This window comes from Paenibacillus sp. FSL P2-0089 (genome assembly GCF_038595095.1).
Classification (GTDB): domain Bacteria; phylum Bacillota; class Bacilli; order Paenibacillales; family Paenibacillaceae; genus Paenibacillus_AQ; species Paenibacillus_AQ silagei.
On sequence record NZ_CP152006.1, the window covers coordinates 2515696 to 2531616 of the forward strand.

A 15921-nucleotide genomic window follows, 5' to 3' on the forward strand; every position below is an offset into this window, starting at 1 on the left:
GTCCGGCGGTCAGGACAGCAAGAGCGAGTTCCGGCCGCCGGGGCAGGGAGAGGGGAGGAAGCCAATGAGTCGCGTGAAAAAAATGAGCCGCTGGAAATTTAAACAGTATCTGCCCCTGTATCTGCTGTTGCTTCCCGGCACGATTTATATCATCATCAACAACTATATTCCCATGAGCGGAATCATTGTTGCCTTCAAGCAGTTCAATTACCAGAAGGGGATCTGGGGCAGCGATTTCATCGGGCTTAAGAATTTCGAGTTCTTATTTAAGACCCAGGATGCCTGGCTGATTACACGCAATACGCTCGGTTATAATCTGTTGTTCATTGTCATTGGAACCCTAATGTCCGTAGGGGTAGCGATTCTGCTGAATGAGGTGACGTCAAAGGTAGCCAAAAATATATACCAGACCACCATTCTGCTGCCTTATCTGATCTCGATTGTTATTGTGGGTTATCTGGTCTATGGCTTCTTAAGTGCCGAAACCGGATTTATCAACAATTCACTCCTGAAGCCGCTGGGGATAGATGCTGTCTCATGGTATACCAGACCCGAGTATTGGCCAACTATTCTGGTAATAGTGAATGTCTGGAAGTATTTCGGCTTCAATACGATTATCTATTATGCCACCTTGGTCGGGATCGACAGCGGTTTTTATGAATCTGCGGCAATCGACGGTGCAGGCAAGTGGAAGAGCATCCGCCATATTACCCTGCCCACGCTGAAACCGACAATTATCATTCTCACGCTGATGGCGATTGGACGGATCTTTTACTCGGACTTCGGTCTCTTCTACCAGGTGCCCATGAACAGCGGGGCGCTGATGAATGTAACCAATACCATTGATACTTATGTCTATCGCGGACTTATGCAGACCCAGAATATCGGAATGTCCTCAGCTGCCGGTGCGTACCAGTCAATGGTCGGGTTTGTCCTGATTCTGCTGGCTAATTATATTGTCAAGAAAAGAGATCCCGACAGTGCATTATTCTAGAATCTTCATAGAAAGCAGGGAATGCAGATGGTTCAAACCAACAAGGGCTTCCGGGTGTTTGTACACTTATGCCTGGCTGCAATATCCATATTATGTATCATTCCCTTCCTGCTGCTGATCGTATCGTCCATTACCAATGAGACCAGCCTGATTCAGGACGGGTATTCATTCTTCACCAGCCATCTTGATTTCACCGCATATAAGTATATATTCACTAATTCCAGCGATGTGGCCCGGGCGTATATGATCTCCATTATCGTCACGGTAGCCGGGACAGCGCTAAGTCTGCTCATTACCACCATGTTCGCTTATCCGCTGTCGCGCAGGGATCTTCCGGGGAAGAATCTATTTTCCTTTTTCATTTTCTTCACCCTGCTGTTCTCCGGCGGATTAATTCCGAGCTATATTATGTGGACACAGGTCTTCCATGTGAAAAATACGATGTATGCGCTGATCTTTCCCAATTTGCTGATGAACGCGTTCAACGTCATTATGATGCGCAGCTATTTCACGACGAACATTCCGGATGCCGTGACGGAAGCGGCCAAGATTGACGGAGCCGGGGAGATCCGGATTCTGTGGAGAATTGTACTGCCCATGTCCCTGCCGATTATTACAACACTGGTCCTGTTTATCGGACTCGGGTACTGGAATGACTGGCTGAACGGACTTTATTTTATCAGCGACACAAGCTTGTACAGCTTACAGGTGCTGCTCAACAAAATGCTGCTCGACACACTCTTCATGATGAGCGGACTCGGCAATAAGCTGCAGGTTAACATGGCGATGAATTTTCCGACAACTGCAATCAAAATGGCCATTGCCGTAATAGGCCTGCTTCCTGTACTGGTGGTTTATCCGTTTTTCCAGAGGTATTTTGTCAAAGGGATCGTTGTCGGTGCAGTTAAAGGATAAGGGGGAAGAATTTCAATGCCGGACTATTCAAATTTTAAGGTAGCCTTATATTTTACGACGAGATGTATTTCCAATTTTGATTCTGTAGAGAGCCTTAGACGCGGTTTTGATTTTTTTGAGAAGCATTTGAACTGCTCCAAGGTCTATCTGGAGACCCACAGGGACGATATGGACATGTCCAGAGAGCAGCTTGAAGTTATGAAGGAGTTTTTCCTTGCCAAAGGAATTGCCGTCTCCGGCGCGATTACAACCACGCTGATGAAGACGACACTGAGTAAGCCGCTCCGGAATGACACCGGGGTTTTCGGCAGCGGGGGCACGATTTTTGGAAGCCAGGCCGAGCCGGTTGAAGAAGGCTATAAGCGGTCATGCACAACGCTGTGCTACACCAATGAGGAAGAGCTGCTTAAGCTGGAGGACATGGTCAGATTCTCGGCGAGCGTGTTCGATGAGGTGATTATTGATGATTTCTTCTTCACGAACTGCACCTGTCCGTCCTGCATCAAGGCCAAGGGGGACCTTAGCTGGGCGGATTTCCGCTTGCAATTGATGACGGATGTATCGGAGAATGTAGTTATGCGCGCCGCCAAAGCGGTCAATCCCAAGGTGAACATGATCATCAAATTCCCGGACTGGTATGAAGCCTATCAGGAGACGGGGTATAACCCCGAGACACAGGCCGGGATATTCGATGAGATCTATACCGGCACGGAGACGAGGGATTCCAACCATTCCGCGCAGAGCCTTCCGCGATATGGCAGCTATTCGCTCATGCGCTGGCTGGAGAAGCTGAAGCCCGGGCATAATGCAGGAGGGTGGATCGATTCGCTGGGGAGCACGCCGCATATTTCCTATTTCCTCGAACAAGCCTATCTCACGCTGTTCGCCAAGGGGAGAGAGTTGACCTTGTTCTGCTACAGCTGGCTGATCGACACCGTTCAGATTCCTGCACTCGGTCATGAGCTGGGCCGCCTGGATCAGGTGCTGGGTGCAGCCGGCAATCCTGTGGGCTTATCGGCGTATGAGCCGTTTCATGCCCGGGGCGAGGATCACCTGTACGATCATCTGGGCATGGCCGGATTCGCTCTGGAGCCTGCACCCCAATTCCCGGACAGCTCCGGCCTCGTCTTCATCTCGGCAAGCGGTGCCCAAGATCCTGACATCATGAATAAGCTGAGTAATCACCTGCTGAACGGATCGGATGTCTGTATCACCTCGGGGTTCCTGCGGGAGATGCAGGGCAAGGGCATCGAAGAGCTTACCTCGGCAAGATATACCGGCAGAAAAGCCTGCTCCAATGAATTTGTCTCCGAAGGCTCAGCCTTCAGCGGCTCTTACTGGAGCGGAAGCAGCGTGCTGTTGCCGGTCATTGAGTATATGAGCAACGCCGGGGATTGTCTGGTCGCGCTTAAGAAAGAAAACCACTGGGCTCCCGTGCTGTTAAGAAATAAATACGGCAACGGAACCGTCTATGTTCTGACCGTACCGGATGACTATGTCGAGCTGTATCAGTATCCGGCAGAAGTACTGACGATCATGCGCCAGCATTTGATGGGTGATTTGAAGATTTATCTAGAGTGCAGAGGGAAGATTTCCGTCTTTCTGTATGATAATGATACGTTTATTTTGGAGTCTTTTGCGGACGGCGAGGAGAAGGTTAAGGTGCACGTATCCGGGAATGGACGCAATTTGGTGGATGTAAGAACCGGAGACGTACTGCCGGTCTTTTACGGGAGACCGAATGAATCCGTATTTGAGGTTGAGGTGCAGCCGCTCCTGTACAGAGTGTTCAAGTTGGTATAGATATCCCCCGAGGAGAGCCGGATGCTTATGAGAGCGAGAGCACGAATTTCATACAAAAAACAGACCCTGCTGATCCTGCTGCTGCTGATCGTTCCCTTTCTGATTTGCCTGCTTTTATACAATCTGTATACGGCAAATACGGTGGTGAACGCCAATATATTGCAGGAGAACAAGAGCAAGCTCCGTGTCTACTCCTCGTCCTTCGAGAAGAATTTGTCCAATATCCATGCCTTCATGTCAACAACGGTAGCGAACGATACGAATTTCAAGGTCCTGGGCTATAAAGTGGGGAAATTAGACGCCTTCCTGTCCGCCAATGAGATCCTGGAGAAAAGCAAAAATGTCATGTCCATGTATGATATCGTTACCGGTTTTTTTCTATATTCCGCCCCTAACGGACTGATGTGGAACGAATTTCAACTTAAAACCGAAACGATGAACCGCCCAAAGCTGACAGAAGAAGTGCAGGGGATGATGCAGCAAGGGGATTTCACGCCTGCCGGGTGGTTTGTGCGCGAGCTGAATGCTGAATCCTATCTGGTCCGGGTATTTGAATACAAGCAGGCTTACTTCGTATGCATCATCCACCTGAACAGGGCAGCCCAATTATTGAATATGGACGGTTCGGCGAATGCCAATGCGTTGCTGTTTGCTTCCGGGGACATGCGTTTGTTGACGGCCGATCCCGATTTAGATCCTTCAACGCACGTATTGACAACGAATAGCAGCGGCAAGCCTTATGATACAACGAAGGTAGGAGAGAAGAAGTACCTGTTCATTCAGAGCGACTTCGGGGTGAGCGGGGTGAAGATGGTGTATCTGGTGGCGCTGCGGAGCATCTGGGCCAATATGGACTCCAAGCAGTTATCGCTGCTGTTCTCCTCGATCCTGTGTCTGCTCCTTGTACCTCTAGGTTATTATCTGCTCAACCGTTCCTTTTTCTCTCCGTTTAAGGGCATGGTCCATACGATGAACAGTATCAAAGACGGTAATTTTGACGTAACCATGAGCAATCAGTCCCCGATTCTGGAATTTGAGCAGATGAGCGAGACCTTTAATGAGATGCTCCAGGAGATCAAGTCGCTGAACATCAAGACCTATGAACAGATGCTGGAAGCCCAGCTTGCCACCATGCAGTATCTGAGAATCCAGATCCGCCCGCATTTTTATCTGAATTGCCTGAACAACCTGTATGCCCTGGCCCAGAACGGAGACTATAAGCAGATCCAGGAGATGATCCTTCTGCTGTCAGGGTATCTGCGGCATATGTTTCAGGAATCTCCCTATTTTGTCTCCCTGGCGGATGAAATGCGTAATACAGAGACGTATGTGGAGCTGCAACGGATGACGCAGTCCATACCGATTTATTTCTCGGCGGATGTGGTGGACGAGCTCCGGGATTTCCCCATCCCCCCGATCACGATCCTGACGTTTGTTGAGAATTCCATGAAATTCGGGATGTACCAGAACAAGTCCTTGATTATCCATGTGAAGGTCAGGCTGCTGAAGAATGACGCAATGAACTATGTCAACATCACCATTCTGGACAACGGGAAGGGCTTCCCGGAGGAGGAGCTGAACCGCCTGAATTCGGAGCAGACCGGGGAAGACTCGCAGCATGTGGGAATCAGCAATGTGAAGCGCCGCTTTTATATTCAATATAAGGGCAAGGCGATTCTGTCTTTCTCCAACTCCAACGGCGCATGTGTGGATATATTCATTCCGTATTCCGAGCCCGAATCCCAGGCGGAGCCTGAGACGAACAATGGGGTGGTCTAGATGATTGTGCTGATTGTGGATGATCAGATCAATATTGTGGAGGGTATCTATTCAGGGATTAACTGGAAATCCATCGGGGTGGAACAGGTGCTGAAGGCATTCAATGCCCTGGAAGCGAAGGAGATTCTTAAAAGCCAGATTGTCGATATTCTGCTCAGCGATATTGAGATGCCCGGGGAAAGCGGTCTTGACCTCCTAAGATGGGTGCAGGAGAAGCAATATGAGCTCATCTGCCTGTTCCTGACCTCTCATGCGGATTTCGAGTATGCGAAGGAAGCGGTTCAGCTGGGCGGGCATGACTACATTCTTCAGCCGGCCAAATATGAGGATATTGAGCAGTCCATCATCCAGGCGGTCCGCAAAATTAAGGGCAAACGCGAGACCGAGAAATACTCCTCCTACGGGAAGCTGCTGTTCAATAACAGTGAGCGTATTCTGCAGGTTCTGCTGAAAGAATGGTTCACAGAGAATTCTACCCATGTGGAGCATTTCCTGGCAGATATGAGAAGCTTCAATATTCCGATTAACGAGAGCAGTAAGGTGTACTTGACGTTAATCGATATGATCAGCGACCGTGATTCCTATAGTGTATGGGATACCCCTACCTTATCCTATGCCTTGTCGAATATTATTACGGAGCACTTTGACGCTTACAGGCAGCAGATTCTGCTGATTCCCGTGGAGGGGCAATGCTTCTTATGTATCATTTTCTCCCGCGAGAACGAACTGGTCAGTACCTGGATTCTTAAGCAGCAGCTGGACAGCTTGAGAGAGTTCATGCAAAAGTATTTCAAATGCAGGATTGCTTGTTATTCCGGCTCCTCCCTGTCTATCGATATGCTGGGCAAGCGGTTCGCTGAGCTCCACAAAATGAAGGAAGACAATGTTACGTTCCTGGATGACGTATTCATATGGAATCAGGATCAGATGCTCCCGCAGAATGCAAGCCATGCTGAGGATATGCACCTGTGGAACCAGTTCCTCGGCAAGGGATCGCCTGACCAGATTCTGAAGCAGGTGTTGTCCTTCTTAAGACAAAGGTCAGAGGAAGGAGGACTGAATGCGGAACGCCTGAAGCGGTTCTACCAGAACTTCATGCAGTTGCTCTCTCATATGACAGGGTATATGGACATCTCCGTCAATGATATCTTTGAGGGCAGCGAATGGCTGGACAAGTCGCTTCATTCCTATTCCAGTGTAGCGGACATGGAGAAGCTGATTCAATATGTGATGGAATATTTCCAGAGTGTGGCCGTATCCAAGCAGGATGCGCAGCGGCTGGTAGATACGATCATCCAGTATATCCGCAGCAACATAGAGATTGATATCCGGAGGACGGATATTGCCGATGCGGTCCATCTGACACCCAATTACGTCTCGCGGCTGTTTAAGAGTGTAATGAATGTCTCCCTGAAGAGCTTCATCATCACCGAGAAAATGAACACGGCGCGAACGCTGCTACGGAACACAGCCCTGCCCATCAGCATGGTTGCGGCCAAAGTAGGCTATGCCAATTTTTCGCATTTCACGCAAGCCTATAAATCATTCTTCGGCGTAACTCCCATGGAGGACCGGCAGAACTGAAATTCTGAACGTTGCCCTTACTGGTTATCAAACCGGGGGCAACGGCTGGAAGCCCCGATAGGCTCTGGAGTTACGGCGGCGAAGCCCCGGCCTTGGCCTGTCGCTGGTAATTTCGCGGTGTATACCCGGTCACTTGCTTGAATTGCCGGCAGAAATGCTCCACATTCGGATAGCCGCACCGTGCTGCGATATCAGCGATGCTCTCTGTGCTGTGGATGAGGTATTCCTTGGCCATGCGGATGCGGCTGTTAATGACATCCTCCATACAGGAGAGTCCGAAGGTTTTTTTGTAGATATTCTGAAGATAGCCTGAACTGATCTCCAGCACACCGGCCATTCTGGCTACGGTCCAGTACTCCCCGGGATTGGTCTGAATAGACGTGCGCAGCTTCAGCAGCTTGTAATATTGCGGGGTAATATTGTCCTGGAAATAGGATTCCCACAGCTTGTTGAACAGTGCGCGCAGGAGCAGATCGATGGAAGAGGCTTTACAGTCCCCGCCCATATGATGCTCGCTGGCGAGCAGCTCAAGCAGCTTTTGGCAATAGTCAGGGTCGCTAAGCGCAAAGGGGATACCTAAGGGAAGCGGAGATTCGGTAACATAAGGCTCATTGGATTCAAAACGAATCCAGTCATTGATGAATTGGCCGGCGCAGGCCTGATAATATACTTTCTGCTGCGGCTGGTAAAGAACTACGCTGTGGGCAGGGTATTGCTTGAGTCCGCCATGCACCCAGAATAGAGCCGGAGTCTTGGTAATGACCAGGAGCCAGTGCGCGCCAGCGGGAACATCTACAACGAAATTAGAACCGTGTATCGTATTGCACTCGACATAGTGAATAAGGGCCATTTCCATACTCCTCCCGGCAACCATGCTTAATTATAGCATGGTTTTTTTTATGTTTTTGTCAATGCCGGATAAGTGAAGTAAAAATGTGAGCGTTGTCAATAAATAGGTGCCTCCCCCATAATGAAAGCGTAACCAAATTAAATCTACACTAAATGAACTGGGGGTTGACTATGAACACAGGTACAAGAAATGGTCTGGGCCGACTGAAGAGTACATCCATCCTGCTGTTGTCTGCACTGCTGTTGTCCGCTTGCTCGGGCAAGCTGGAATCCGGTAACGGCGGCAAGGACGCGGCAGCCGGTAATGATCCGAAGCCAAGCGCAGCTGTTGATGAGAGTCCGCTCGGCAAATACGATCCTCCGATTGAGCTATCGTTCGTCAGAGATCTGAGCGATGTGGTAGAGAATAACGTGCTTGGCGTATTGAAGGATGAGACGATTGATAACAACCGCTGGACCAAGCTGTATGAGGATCAGCTCGGCATCAAGATCAAATATAACTGGATTGTGAAGGGCAGCCAGACCTCGGATCAATACTTGCAGAAAATCAATGTCACCCTGGCCTCCGGGGATCTGCCGGATGTAACGCCGGTCAACGCCACCCAGCTCAAGCAGTTGGCCGATTCAGACCAGCTTGAGGATATGACAGCTTTATATGAAAAGTATGCTTCCCCGTTCACCAAGAAGGTGCTGTCGGGAGAAGGCACGAGTGTATTCGATGCCGCGACCTTCGAGGGCAAGCTGATGGCTATCCCGAGCCTGGAATCCTCCATTGAACGCTCGATGTATATCTGGATTCGGACAGACTGGCTGGAGAAGCTCGGTATGCAGCCGCCGAAGACGATGGCGGATGTCCTGGCGATCTCTGAAGCGTTCGCTGATAAGGACCCCGACGGAAACGGGAAGAAGGATACCTACGGCCTTGGCATCACCAAGGATCTGTGGGGCGGGGCGATGGGACTGGAAGGCTTCATGGCCGGGTATAATGCCTATCCGAACATCTGGCTGGATGACGGAACCGGCAAGCTGGTCTACGGCAGCATTCAGCCGGAAGTGAAGAAAGCGCTTCAGGTGTTGCAGGATATGGCCAAGAAGGGGCAGCTGGATCAGGAGTTCGGCGTGAAGGACGGCGGCAAGGTCTCTGAGCTGATCTCGGCCGGCAAGATTGGGATGGAGTACGGCGAGCAGTGGAATTCCATCTGGCCGCTGCAGCTCAACCGTGACAATGATCCCAAAGCCCAGTGGCAGGCCTTCCCGATTGTCTCGGAATCGGGCGACACGCCGAAGGTGCCGCTGAAGTTCAGCACAACCCGCTTCTTCGCAGTCAAGAAGGGCGCCGCCCACCCGGAAGCGGTGATCAAATTGTTCAACCTGCATGTGGAGAAGAACTGGGGTGAGACGGCTGAATTCGATAAGTACTATGCACCGCCGGAAGCGGAAAGTGTCTGGCAGCTGTCTCCGGTTACGCCGTATCCGGTCACGAAGAACGTAGATGCGTTCCGTGAGATTGATGCTGCCCGCAAGGCCGGTGACTTCTCTACACTGAAGGGTGAAGCCAAGACGATCCAGGAGAAGCTGGAGTCCTATGCTTCAGGTTCAACGGAGGGCTTCTCCCTGTGGGGCTGGGAGCGGATCTATGGAGAGCAGGGCTCCATGGGCATAGCTGACCAGTATATCAAGAATGACCAGTTCCTGCAGGAGAAATTCGTCGGCGCTCCGACTCCGACCATGGTCGAGCGCAAGACAACGCTTGAGAAGCAGCAGAATGAAATGTTTGTCAAAATCATTCTGGGTGACCCTATCGATAAGTTCGACCAGTTCGTGAAGGACTGGCAGAAGCTGGGCGGCGATCAAATTACGCAAGAGGTCAACGAATGGTACGCAGCGACTAAGAAATAAGGCGCCCCTGGAGGAAGAAAACGACCTTTTCTTCCTCCATTCCATTCTTGCCTGCAGATGTGGAGGATAACGATGAGAACAAAACTGCGAAAAGAACTGCCGCTTCATTTGATGCTTTTGCCGGGACTGGTGATGATCATTCTGTTCTCTTACGTCCCCATGGCCGGTGTCATGATTGCATTTCAGAAATTCATCCCTGCCAAGGGCTTGTTCGGGGATCAGAAGTGGGTGGGCCTTGATAACTTCGAATATGTGATGAACCTGCCAAGCTTCACACAGGTGCTGTGGAATACGCTGTTTATTTCAAGTCTCAAGCTGATTCTGGGCCTGATTATTCCGCTGGTGTTCGCGATTCTGCTGAACGAGCTGGCCAGTAATGTGATCAAACGGTCTGTGCAGACAGCGATTTATCTGCCGTATTTCTTATCCTGGGTCGTGCTTGGCGGCATCTTGATTGATATTCTGTCTCCATCGGGCGGGATTGTGAATGAATTCCTCGGATGGTTCGGCGTCTCCAAGATCTTCTTCCTCGGCGACAATGACTGGTTCCCCTTCACGCTGATTGCTTCGGATGTGTGGAAGAACTTCGGCTACGGCACGATTGTATATCTGGCGGCCATAACGGGCATTGATCCCGGACTATATGAAGCAGCTACCATTGACGGTGCGAACCGGTGGCACAAGACCTGGCATATTACCATTCCGGGCATACGCATGGTCATCGTCCTGCTGTCGGTACTCAGTCTGGGTCAACTGCTGAACGCGGGCTTCGATCAGGTCTTCAATCTGTACAGTCCGCAGGTCTATGAGAGCGGGGATATCCTGGATACCTTCGTCTACCGGATCGGTCTGCTCGACGCACAATACGGCGTAGCGACTGCCGTCGGCTTCTTTAAATCGATCATATCGCTTACCTTAATTTCCAGCTCGTATTTCCTGGCTTACCGTTTCGCCAAATACCGGATTTTTTAGAGGAGGGAGTACCCTTGGAGCAACAGCTAACGCCTAAACCGGAGGAATGGACTCCCATTCGCCCCAAAAAACGCTTTGACGGGATTGCGGTATTGAACGCAACCGTTCTGATTCTGGTCTCACTGCTCTGTATCCTCCCGCTTATTCATATTATAGCGGTGTCCTTCAGCTCCAGCGCGGCGGCTTCCGCAGGGTATGTCAGGCTCTGGCCGGTAGATTTCACATTCGCCTCGTATATGTATACGATGAGCCGCACAGAATTCTGGCAGTCGATGCTTGTCTCCCTGACACGGATCGGCATCGGCACGCCGCTGAACTTGTTGCTGACGATCCTCGTGGCCTATCCGCTATCCAAGGAATCACACGCTCTGCGGTTCCGCAGCGTCTATGCCTGGGCCTTCTTCGTCACGATGCTGTTCAACGGCGGGCTGATTCCCTGGTATACCACGCTCAAGGAGTATGGCCTGTTGGATTCCATCTGGGCGCTGGTGCTGCCCGGCGCAGTTCCTGTGTTCAGCGTGGTGCTGCTGCTTAACTTCTTCCGGGAGATTCCGAAGGAGCTGGAAGAGGCGGCGCTGATTGACGGGGCCGGCCACTTCCGGACGGTCTGGTCTATCTTCGTGCCGATCTCCAAACCTGCGCTGGCTACACTGGCCTTGTTCTCAATGGTGGAGCACTGGAACAGCTGGTTCGACGGCCTGCTGCTCATGGGGAATCCGGCCAACTATCCGCTGCAAAGCTATATCCAGACGATTGTAATCCAGCAGAACCTGTCGAATATGTCGCGTGATGCCATGCTTGATCTGGCGCTGATCTCGGACCGGACGCTGAAGTCTTCCCAGATCTTCCTCGGCTCCCTGCCGATTATTCTGGCCTATCCGTTCCTGCAGAAATATTTCGTGAAGGGAATTGTACTCGGCAGTGTCAAAGGTTAACCTCCCGGAAGTTATGCATAAGCCTGCGGCTCTCCCCGGATTCAGGCTATAATGGTGAAAATGATTGCTGGGGGCCTGGGACTGTTGTTCAAAAAGGATTACTCACTGCGCAATACGATATTTCTGCGGCTGATTGTGACCTTTCTGCTCATTATGCTGCCTATTCTTGTCTTCGCCGCTTATCTGTATCAGTGGATTGTGCAAACGGCCAGCAGCGATATCCGAAGCTCGGCCAGCGCGCAAACCGTCTTCTACTTAAATGATATGGAGAATGAGATCGAGCGGATGAAGCTGCTGCAATACAGTCTGCTGGAGGATGAGGATCTGAATAAGCTGGCTCTGACCTGGGAGACGCTGCCGACCATTGACCGCACGGAGAATCTGAATTCGCTGATGAAGCGGCTGTTCATCGTGCAGAACAGCAGCACGTATATCAAGGACGTCAGGGTTCATATCATGACTATAGGCCGGACCATATCATCAGTCGGCGGCGTGCGTGAGATTGAACTGAAGCGCTTCCGCGAGATCCGCTCGGTCTTCGGGGACCGCCGTTCCCAGGTGATTGAGTGGGATGGCGGCCTGTACCTTAGTGCGATGAAGCAGCGGGGCAACAAGGGGGCGGAGCCGCTGCTGACGGTCGAGATTGAGCTGGACACCCAGGAGCTGCGGGCGGCGCTGGGCCAATTCAATACGTATCCCGGCAGTGGAACGCTGCTGCTCTCCGATAGTGCGAGATTCGCGCTCTACAGCATGACCGGCGAGCTGGCGCAGGCGGAGCCGTCCCAGTATGCCCGGGATATCCGCGCGGTGGCCTCCGGGGAGAGGCTGAGGATCGCCGGTGCGCCTTATTATATCGTCCAGACCGGCTCACAGGAGCTTGGCTTGTCCATCTACCGGATGATCCCGGAGGATATTATCAAGAATCCGCTGAGCAAATTCTATACCTGGGCCTGGGTGTTTGCCGTGGCTGCGCTTGCTATCATCATTGCTTTTGCACTGTCGACCTACAAGTTCATTCATAAGCCGATGCTGACGCTGGTGAAGAGCTTCCGGAGAATGGAGCAGGGCGATCTGGACATTCATATCCAGCATGAGTCGAAGGATGAATTCCGTTATCTGTACAGCCGCTTCAACCAGATGGTGAGCAATCTGCACTCCCTGATCGACCAGGTGTACAAGCAGAAGATTATGGCCCAGCGGGCAGAGCTGAAGCAGCTGCAATCACAGATTAATCCGCATTTTCTGTATAACAGCTTCTTCATTCTGAACACAATGGCGAAGACCGGCGATACCGAGCGGATCGAACAGCTTACTACGATGCTGGGGGAATACTTCCAGTTTGTCACCCGGAACGCTTCCGATCTGGTGTCATTGGAGCAGGAGATTCACCATGCAAGGATGTATACAGAGATTCAGGCCATGCGCTTCTCCCGCAGAATTGGGGTCCGGTTCGATGCCTTGTCGGAGGAGCTGAAGAAGGTGTCCGTTCCGCGGCTGATTGTGCAGCCGATTATTGAGAACGCGTTCAAGCACAGTCTGGAAAAGAAATCCATGGAGGGCCTGATCATTGTCCGCTTCGCGCAGGAAGGCCCGGATATCCGCATTATCGTTGAGGATAACGGGGACCGGCTGAGCGATGACACGCTTGAGCAATTGAAAGACTCCCTTAATGTCTATCAGGAGCAGGCGGAGACTACCGGCCTTGTGAACATTCACCGGCGCATCCGCATAACCTTCGGGGAAGAGAGCGGCTTGCTGGCGGACCGGAGTGAGCTGGGCGGACTAAGGGTAACCATCCTGCTTAGAGCTGGAGGTGAGAATGCTGATTTACAGGATGCTTATCGTTGATGATGAAGAGATTATCACAGATGGACTGGCGGTAATTTTCGGCAAAATGGAGCTTGAGCTGGACATCTACAAGGCCTACTCGGGCCGTGAAGCGCTAAATCTGCTGCACCGGACCCGGGTGGATATTGTCCTGTCTGATATCTGCATGCCCGAGATGGACGGGCTGGAGCTGATGGAGCATATCCGCCGGAGCTGGCCGCAATGCAAAATCGTCTTCCTGACCGGACACAGCGACTTCAATTATGTCTACCAGGCGATTCAGGCTCCGGGCGTCCAGTATGTGCTCAAGAATGAAGGTTATCCGAAGCTGATTGAAGCGGTGATGCGTGCGCTACAGGAATTGAACGACACCATGCAGGTGAATGATCTGATCCGTGAATCCAAGGAGCAGCTGAACACGCTGGAGACCTTGGCACAGGGCGATTATTTCCGCCATCTCATTCACAGCGTCAAGGCGGATCAGGATATGGCCGGGGACTTCGTCCGTCTGAACATTCCGCTGGATGCTTCGCGGCCGGTGCTGATCGCACTGGGCAGCATCAGTGATCCTGAATCCTCGCGCACGTATATGAACCGCCGGGAGACAGCGCTTGCGGTCAAGTTCCTGTCGGAGAAGCTGCTGAAGGAGCGGACGGTCAGCCTTGGAGTCATCGACCGGTACGGTGACCTGATCTGGCTGATTCAGCCGGGCGGTACGGAAGAGGCTTCGCAGCCGGAGGATCTGGAGCAGATGATTAAATTTCTGGAAGGCACCTTCGAGCTGATTCAGCAGTCGTGCAGGGAATCGCTGGAGGTCGGGATGGCCATCACTCTCAGTGCGGAGGAGTCGGCCTGGTCCAGGCTTCAGGTAGTGTACGATAAAGCGAGGCAGGTTCAGCATTACCGGGCAGGAGACGGAGAGCGGATGGTGCAGAAGGTGCAGCTGAATGAAGCGGCGGCGCCGGATACCGTGCGTGACCGGTTCATGCAGGGCAAGGTGGAGACGCTGGCTGCACATCTGGAGGCGGGCCGTAAGGAGGAATTCCTCCGGCTGTTCGGGGAGATGGCTGAACCTGCGGGGCAGGAATGCACGCGGGGCAACCCTTATTTGACTGAGCTGTATTACACCATTGCTCTGATGCTCATGTCGTATACGAACAGATGGGAAGCGGACCAGGAGATCGGGGCAAGCGGGCTGATGCAGCTTGAGGTCCACCGTACATGGGGAGAAGCCTTCCGCTATCTGGAGGATACTGCCGGGAATCTGTTCTCTGTCCGCAGGAGCGGCGAGCAGAAGCGGGCGGCGGGTGTTATCGACCGGATATGCATATATATAGAAGATAATCTCGACCAGGACCTGTCGCTGGTCCGTCTGGCCGATGTGATCCACTTCAATCCTTCCTATCTGTCCCGCCTGTTCAAGCAGGAACGGGGAATCAATCTGTCCGAGTATATCGAGGAGTTGCGCGTCCGCCAGGCCAAGGAGCTGCTGCGCAGAGGGGAGCTGAAGGTCGCCGAGGTCGGCTCGCTGATCGGCTACGTCACCCCGCAATCCTTCACGCGGGTCTTCAAAAAGTGGACCGGAACCACGCCGCAGGAATACCGTGCGGATGTGGTTAGCGGCTAAATGTCCTGCGCTCGTGGCTGGCGGCCACGAGCGAGGGTGGAACAGGGTAGAGATAACGGGGAAGGTCCATTGGGTGAGAGCGACAGGATGAGAGACGTAAGAATGAGATACATTGGATGAGAAATATTAGAGGAAGATATAGTCGCTCCTTCGGATGGATGGCGTTGCCTCCATCGTCCGGGGGAGCGATTGTTCGTTGAGGAGAGTAAATGAGAGGGGAAAATCCCATTAATGCAGCCAAAAGTCGGCTGGATGGGCGAATGAAAGGGATAAATCCCATTAATGCAGCCAAAAGTTGGCTGGATGGGCAAAAAGAAAGGGATAAATCCCATTAATGCAGCCAAAAGTTGGCTGGATGGGCGAATGAAAGGGAAAAATCCCATTAATGCAGCCAAAAGTTGGCTGGATGGGCGAATGAAAGGGAAAAATCCCATTAATGCAGCCGAAAGTGGGCTAGATGGAGAAATGAAAGGGATAAATCCCATTGATGCAGGCGACAGTGATGGTATTAGAGTAACGAGGAGCACCGCAAGTGCCCCTGATATCGGCAGAAGTTAGCTAAATGAGTGAATGAGGAGCAGAAGTGCCCCTGATATTGGTTGAAGTTGGCTAAATGAGTGAACGAGGAGCAGAAGTTGGCTAAACGAACAAATCAGGAGCACAAGTGCCCCTGATTTCACTCTACATAGTCCATCTGCCCCGCCAGAAATAGGCCAATGGAGGACAGTGAGGCCAGC

Annotated in this window: 12 protein-coding genes; 11 read left to right on the forward strand and 1 reads right to left on the reverse strand. The window is 51.9% G+C overall.

What is annotated here, in order from left to right:
* Nucleotides 1-64 precede the first annotated feature (64 nt).
* The 5 genes from NST69_RS10180 to NST69_RS10200 are packed head-to-tail and all read left to right on the forward strand — an operon-like array spanning nt 65 to nt 7075.
* On the forward strand, nt 65-994 hold the full coding sequence (locus NST69_RS10180; protein ID WP_036724983.1) for an ABC transporter permease subunit: 930 nt from the start codon (nt 65-67) through the stop codon (nt 992-994).
* A 27-nt stretch (nt 995-1021) separates the two neighbouring features.
* Complete coding sequence (locus NST69_RS10185) at nt 1022-1909, forward strand: carbohydrate ABC transporter permease (RefSeq protein ID WP_076073565.1); 888 nt, start codon at nt 1022-1024, stop codon at nt 1907-1909.
* Nucleotides 1910-1924: 15 nt separating this feature from the next.
* Nucleotides 1925-3712 carry a permease gene (locus NST69_RS10190; protein ID WP_342549157.1) on the forward strand — a complete coding sequence of 596 codons (1788 nt, stop codon included), beginning with the start codon at nt 1925-1927 and terminating at the stop codon, nt 3710-3712.
* 27 nt (nt 3713-3739) lie between these two features.
* The gene (locus tag NST69_RS10195; RefSeq protein WP_342549158.1) at nt 3740-5491 is read left to right on the forward strand and encodes a histidine kinase; all 1752 of its coding nucleotides are present in this window, start codon (nt 3740-3742) and stop codon (nt 5489-5491) included.
* On the forward strand, nt 5492-7075 hold the full coding sequence (locus NST69_RS10200; RefSeq protein ID WP_076073571.1) for a response regulator: 1584 nt from the start codon (nt 5492-5494) through the stop codon (nt 7073-7075).
* Between the two features lie 70 nt (nt 7076-7145).
* Here NST69_RS10200 and NST69_RS10205 read toward each other — a convergent pair whose 3' ends face one another.
* Complete coding sequence (locus NST69_RS10205; protein ID WP_076073573.1) at nt 7146-7925, reverse strand: AraC family transcriptional regulator; 780 nt, start codon at nt 7923-7925, stop codon at nt 7146-7148.
* Between the two features lie 170 nt (nt 7926-8095).
* On the opposite strand from NST69_RS10205, the gene NST69_RS10210 reads away from it, so the two are divergent.
* From NST69_RS10210 to NST69_RS10235, 6 genes are all read left to right on the forward strand, one after another.
* On the forward strand, nt 8096-9823 hold the full coding sequence (locus NST69_RS10210; RefSeq protein ID WP_342549159.1) for an extracellular solute-binding protein: 1728 nt from the start codon (nt 8096-8098) through the stop codon (nt 9821-9823).
* Nucleotides 9824-9895: 72 nt separating this feature from the next.
* Entirely contained in the window at nt 9896-10795 is a 900-nt protein-coding gene (locus tag NST69_RS10215) for an ABC transporter permease subunit (protein ID WP_340941791.1), read from the forward strand.
* Nucleotides 10796-10851: 56 nt separating this feature from the next.
* Nucleotides 10852-11730, forward strand: a complete 879-nt coding sequence (locus tag NST69_RS10220; RefSeq protein ID WP_076074807.1) for a carbohydrate ABC transporter permease — start codon at nt 10852-10854, stop codon at nt 11728-11730.
* A gap of 84 nt (nt 11731-11814) precedes the next feature.
* A complete protein-coding gene (locus NST69_RS10225) occupies nt 11815-13578 on the forward strand; it encodes a histidine kinase (protein ID WP_342549161.1) in 1764 nt (587 codons plus the stop codon).
* Nucleotides 13550-15184, forward strand: coding sequence for a response regulator (locus NST69_RS10230; RefSeq protein ID WP_342549163.1), 1635 nt, complete (start codon nt 13550-13552; stop codon nt 15182-15184). Before NST69_RS10225 ends, NST69_RS10230 begins: the two co-directional genes overlap by 29 nt.
* Before the next feature lie 282 nt (nt 15185-15466).
* On the forward strand, nt 15467-15742 hold the full coding sequence (locus NST69_RS10235; RefSeq protein ID WP_036724969.1) for a hypothetical protein: 276 nt from the start codon (nt 15467-15469) through the stop codon (nt 15740-15742).
* Nucleotides 15743-15921 lie beyond the last annotated feature (179 nt).

Coding starts and splice junctions, on each gene's coding strand:
- NST69_RS10190 (WP_342549157.1), top strand. CDS start 1,925: ATGCCGGACTATTCAAATTTTAAGGTAGCCTTATATTTTACGACGAGA.
- NST69_RS10185 (WP_076073565.1), top strand. CDS start 1,022: ATGGTTCAAACCAACAAGGGCTTCCGGGTGTTTGTACACTTATGCCTG.
- NST69_RS10180 (WP_036724983.1), top strand. CDS start 65: ATGAGTCGCGTGAAAAAAATGAGCCGCTGGAAATTTAAACAGTATCTG.
- NST69_RS10210 (WP_342549159.1), top strand. CDS start 8,096: ATGAACACAGGTACAAGAAATGGTCTGGGCCGACTGAAGAGTACATCC.
- NST69_RS10200 (WP_076073571.1), top strand. CDS start 5,492: ATGATTGTGCTGATTGTGGATGATCAGATCAATATTGTGGAGGGTATC.
- NST69_RS10230 (WP_342549163.1), top strand. CDS start 13,550: ATGCTGATTTACAGGATGCTTATCGTTGATGATGAAGAGATTATCACA.
- NST69_RS10215 (WP_340941791.1), top strand. CDS start 9,896: ATGAGAACAAAACTGCGAAAAGAACTGCCGCTTCATTTGATGCTTTTG.
- NST69_RS10205 (WP_076073573.1), bottom strand. CDS start 7,925: ATGGCCCTTATTCACTATGTCGAGTGCAATACGATACACGGTTCTAAT.
- NST69_RS10235 (WP_036724969.1), top strand. CDS start 15,467: ATGCAGCCAAAAGTTGGCTGGATGGGCAAAAAGAAAGGGATAAATCCC.
- NST69_RS10195 (WP_342549158.1), top strand. CDS start 3,740: ATGAGAGCGAGAGCACGAATTTCATACAAAAAACAGACCCTGCTGATC.